The organism is Nitrosomonas sp. Nm34, from assembly GCF_900113925.1.
In the GTDB taxonomy this organism is placed as follows: domain Bacteria; phylum Pseudomonadota; class Gammaproteobacteria; order Burkholderiales; family Nitrosomonadaceae; genus Nitrosomonas.
In genome coordinates this window covers 1-4,073 of the sequence record NZ_FORD01000113.1, presented here as the reverse complement: position 1 = coordinate 4,073, position 4,073 = coordinate 1, and the positions used below count along the sequence as shown (strand labels likewise).

6 protein-coding genes are annotated in these 4,073 nt (G+C 39.8%); 3 read left to right on the top strand and 3 right to left on the bottom strand.

The features are described 5' to 3' along the window. The first annotated feature begins 57 nt into the window (after window positions 1-57). The 3 genes from BM283_RS20755 (at window position 58) to BM283_RS20750 (ending at window position 844) form a co-directional block, all read left to right on the top strand. The gene (locus BM283_RS20755) at window positions 58-261 is read left to right on the top strand and encodes a helix-turn-helix domain-containing protein (protein WP_090695365.1); all 204 of its coding nucleotides are present in this window, start codon (window positions 58-60) and stop codon (window positions 259-261) included. Window positions 262-283: 22 nt separating this feature from the next. Then, window positions 284-583, top strand: a complete 300-nt coding sequence (locus tag BM283_RS17360) for a hypothetical protein (protein WP_090695363.1) — start codon at window positions 284-286, stop codon at window positions 581-583. A 69-nt stretch (window positions 584-652) separates the two neighbouring features. Continuing rightward, entirely contained in the window at window positions 653-844 is a 192-nt protein-coding gene (locus tag BM283_RS20750) for a transposase (protein ID WP_368086457.1), read from the top strand. Window positions 845-913: 69 nt separating this feature from the next. Here BM283_RS20750 and BM283_RS17355 read toward each other — a convergent pair whose 3' ends face one another. From BM283_RS17355 to BM283_RS17345, 3 genes are all read right to left on the bottom strand, one after another. After that, a complete protein-coding gene (locus BM283_RS17355) occupies window positions 914-1,522 on the bottom strand; it encodes a DUF1292 domain-containing protein (RefSeq protein WP_090695360.1) in 609 nt (202 codons plus the stop codon). Next, complete coding sequence (locus BM283_RS17350; RefSeq protein WP_090695359.1) at window positions 1,522-2,115, bottom strand: SCO family protein; 594 nt, start codon at window positions 2,113-2,115, stop codon at window positions 1,522-1,524. The genes BM283_RS17355 and BM283_RS17350 overlap by 1 nt, the downstream gene beginning before the upstream one ends. 142 nt (window positions 2,116-2,257) lie before the next feature. Next, complete coding sequence (locus tag BM283_RS17345; RefSeq protein ID WP_254776435.1) at window positions 2,258-3,628, bottom strand: YncE family protein; 1,371 nt, start codon at window positions 3,626-3,628, stop codon at window positions 2,258-2,260. Between the last annotated feature and the right edge of the window lie 445 nt (window positions 3,629-4,073).

Here is a 4,073-nt window from a genome sequence, read left to right as displayed (position 1 = left end):
AAAGAACAGGTATTGAATGTGCCAGCAAAGTTCGTTCTTATAAGGGGTTAATGGTGCATGTATTCGGAAAGCTGGCTGCGGCTCTATTTTTCTGGGATTTTTTACGAGTTAGCTCTTAATTCGCATTTGACTGCCAAAGAAATCGCGCATTATGTTGACCAAACCTGGGGTGTCTGCTACAGCGAAAGTGGTATAACCCAACTTTTATACCGCATGGGCTATGTCTATAAAAAGCCAAAGTTGGTGCTAGGTAAAGGATGATGCCGAGAAACAATGCGCCTTTGTGCAATATTATGAAGCACTCAAGACAAGTAAAGCGTCCGAAGATCCTATTTATTTCATGGATGCCACTTATCCCCATCACAATCCGGTAGCCGGCTACGGACGGATCAAACGCGGTCAGGATCACGAAATTCGCAGTCATACCGGCCGGCAACGCTTGAATATCAATGGCGCGATCAATACGGTCAGCCTGCAGGCCATTGTGCGCTATGATGACCCCATCAACGCGCAAATCGACTATCCAACTGTTTCAGCAAATCGAGGCACACCATCCAGCAGCAAGTATTCACATTATTTGTGACAATGCGCGTTATTATCGATCCCAACTGATCAGTAACTATCTCAACAACTCAAAAATAAAACTCGTATTTTGCCGCCGTATGCACCCAATCTGAACTTGATTGAACGTTATTGGAAATTCTTCGAGAAAAAAATCCTGTATGGCCGCTACTATGAAACTTTTTCATTTTTCAAAAGTGCTTGCGAAGCTTTTTTGGCGAAACTTCGTTTTCACAGCAGCGGATCATTACGAAGCAGAATTATGCACATTCTTAACCGATAACTTCCAAATCATCGGTAGCACCTGAGTGCCGAAATTTCATGTGCGATGAGTATAGTTTTCAACCAGATCTCACCTTTTTGGTGAGCAAAGTTTATTAAGTAGCGCCATTGCTGAGAATCGCTTTTCTTTAGCATATCCTTTTCTTGCTTGATCGTATACTTTACTTATTACTAAAGTATTTCCTTTCAAGCTTGCTTGGACAGTATATGCATCAAAACTAAAATCAGCGCCGTAATTTATCCAATCGAGCGGTACGGTAAATTCTGCCCCCTGAAATATATGCCTGGCATTGAAACCCGCATGCTTGTGATATTCTTTAACTTCTGTGGAAGTTTTTGACAATTCATGATTTTCAGGTGAAATAAATGCTTCATATATTAAAATTTTACCTCCTTTTTCCTTATTTAAAGGAAGCAGGAAAAGAAAAGTTTTCTCATTCAAAATTTGTAAGAGCAAATAATCGCTGTTTTTGCCGTCAATTTGTTCTCCTCTCGTTTTGACTTGGAATACCAAATAGTTTTCTGGTGAGATATTAGTCGTTACACGTAAGATATCAAGCGCTGGTGTTAAAGATTTATCCATAAAGGATGTGATAGTGCGGGGATCTGCTTCAATTTGCATAGCAAAAACAGACCCGACCATCATGAATAGAAATATTAATACTAGAGCCTGATTCATCAATTGAATAACTCCTTGTTTTCCCGGAACATCTTTGCGATATTTGCTGCATCTTGTTGTGCATCGAATATCACTCTAATTCTCCCTCTAGGATCAATTAAAAATGCTGAAGTACTGTGATCAACTTGATAATTCTTCAGGTTACCAGCATGCTTGGTATAGAATAGAGCTTCAACGCCAAAAGTAGCTTTGAAACGCTCTAGATCCTCTCCTTCAAAGCGTAAGTAGCCAATGTGAGATCCAAAACTTTTGGTATAGCTGGATAAGATTTCATTTGAATCTCTTTCTGGATCTACTGTTACGAACGCTCCATCTAACTTTATCTGCTCACTAGCAGCTGCTTCAATAAGCATGGATAAATTTGCGAGCGATTTAGGGCAAAAATCTTTGCAATGAGCAAATCCAAACATAACTAGCATCCAATGATTATTCTCGCTTGGATGTGCTTGTCTCAAATGATTAACTGTTTCAGCTTGTAAAGGCACTGGTCGAGGTAGGATAACAGTTGCTGCCTTGATACTGGTTTGAGTAAAAAGAATGAACATAGTTATGACTGCTAAAAAGTAATATATTTTTAAAACCCCTTGTTTCATTTAATTAACCCCTCCTTTTTAGTTCTTTGATTTTACGATCGTATTACCTAATAACTTAGGCCGGCCCATCTCTGCTTCTACCTTTAGGAGAGATCTAAAAATGGAAACTGAAGGGCCGGGGATAGGTAGGAATTGGTTAGGATTAACGATTTTGACCGGCAGTATATATACCGTGCGGTTTTACAAGCCCGTCGTTGGGACCCCACACCTTAACAACTGTATCCGTCAGAGTATCAATTTTAAGCACATATCCAGAAACCCAGCTTGCTACAATCAAGTAGCGATTATCAGGAGTTGGAGCGATTGTGTGTGCAATAGCAAATCCTGCTGGGAGATCCACACCTGGTTTAAGCCTTTTGATGAATTTTGGCTTTGTACGATCGGTTAAATCGTAAACGGAAATGTACCCATCATCAGCAAATGTGAAATCGATTGAGTCCTCTTCTGCAATATAAAGCTTGCCATTAACAACAGCTAAATCAGAAGCAGAACGGAAAACACCGGGAGCATTGGCATTTGCAGCACGATCGAGAATTTTAGTTGCAGTTCCTTCTATCGCATCAAGCAACCACACACTCGGTGGAATAATTTTTTGGGTAGTTGAAGGTGTCAACGAAGTTTTATCAAGTTGCATCGTAGCTGTTACTGCGTATCGTTCATCTATCCAAGCCGTAAAGTGACTGAAAGCAGCATGCTTCTTCTCATCCCCTAACATGATTTGGTCTACCGGCTGCAATTGGCCAGTCTCATTGTTGGGTTTATAGACATCAATCAGACTATTATCGAAGAAATAGCCTGTTCCAAGGCCTATTGTGCCTGATTTATTAAAATTAATTCCATGCGTTTGCTCCGTATATCCGGGTATGACGATGGGGTCTACACCACTCACTAACTCATCCGTTTTGGTATTAATAACCCGCACTCTGTCAGAAGTAAACTCAGTAAAGTAAATGAAATCCGAGTAAGGTAATATTGTAGGGCCATGAATTTGTGTTGCCCTGCCTATGACCCAGTTAGGAACATTCTGGACATTGTTGATAGGTTCTACATGAGGGAACTCGCTAGGGGTGCCAAGAGCATCAGCTGTCATCACGCTTTCCACTGTTGCAGAAGCGCTACCGGCATTCCAATCAACGCTATTTATTTTCAGCGCAATGATATAGGCAGGGTAAAGATCCGTAGCATCAGTGGTGATGTAAACTTTGCTGCCATCTGGTGAAACAATTGTATGTTGCAGGGGGACTCTTGTATCTCCATTTTGTGGCCAGCCACTGATGGTGGCTGGATCAATTATTATTAGCTTCTCATTCTCGTAATTAAAGAGATAAACATTGCCACTGTAATAATCGATAGCCGTTGCTATAGGCTGAATATAATTATTATAACTATTTTGGTAAATTGGCAACGGTGCTTGATCATTATTCGCACTAACTGAACTAGCTGATAATGTCAGCATACACATGGATGCTATAGGAATTACCAGAGCTAGCTTCTTCATAGAAAACTTCTTCATTAAAAAATCTCCATAAAATACTGATATTAAAATATTAAAACGTTGGAAATTACTACTTTCAAACGCCTAAGAATCCCGCAACGGAAATACCGCTTCTGGTTTTAAAAACCTTCACTGAACCAATACACAGATTCGCTCTAGGTTTCAACAAGACAGCTGACTTGTTATTCACAGTTTAATGGCTGAGGGGCATTTGTCTGTGTGAGAAAACTCACAGCTCTCTCAATCATAAATCTTGACAATGATGCGAACTTCTTTGATATGCAAAGAATTAGCTCTAATTCCTCTTGAATATGATAATCGCATAAAGTAATTTATAATGAATAACAAACTAATTTCCATCGTAGTAACTGGCTTACTTGCCTCTAGTATCATTAAATCCGCATTTGGAACAAATGTGTCGATAGTTGGCCGAATTCAAACCGAATATAGCGGTATCAATATT